General features: G+C 69.5%; 1 protein-coding gene. It reads left to right on the top strand.

Features of this window, described 5'->3' with window-relative positions:
- On the top strand, nt 1–407 hold a 407-nt coding region (locus LL239_RS17610; RefSeq protein WP_228164621.1), incomplete at both ends, for a hypothetical protein.

Below are 407 nucleotides of genomic sequence, written 5' to 3'. Positions count from 1 at the left end.
TTCGTGGGTCGGGATGGGCTGCAGGGGTGGCAGGGTCTTCCTGCGCGTCGCCGGGAGGCGCTGGTGCGGGCGCTCGCCGACGGCGAGCATGATGTGCCGGTGCGCCTTCCCGCTCGCGTCGTCACGATCGACCCGGGCATCATCCTCGCCCCGAGCGAGTATGACCTGCAGCGCTGGTGCGACCAGGTGAACGGGTGGGGCGCGCGGGGTGGGCGGTTCACTCTCACGGTTAGGCACCTCGGCCAGGAGCTCACCGCATCGGTTCGAGTGCTCGCGTCGGAAGGTATCGACATGCAGCGTCGTTCGGGCAAGTTGTTGCGGGGGTCGTTCTCCGCGCAGCTCGTCGCCGCGGATCCGCGGAAGTACGCCGTGGACTGGTCGCGTCTCGTCGTGTCCAGCAGTGGCGG

Source organism: Microbacterium testaceum (assembly GCF_020781835.1).
GTDB classification, from domain to species: domain Bacteria; phylum Actinomycetota; class Actinomycetes; order Actinomycetales; family Microbacteriaceae; genus Microbacterium; species Microbacterium testaceum_H.
Note: the sequence above shows the minus strand (reverse complement) of the source record. Positions and strands in the feature narration are given on the sequence as shown.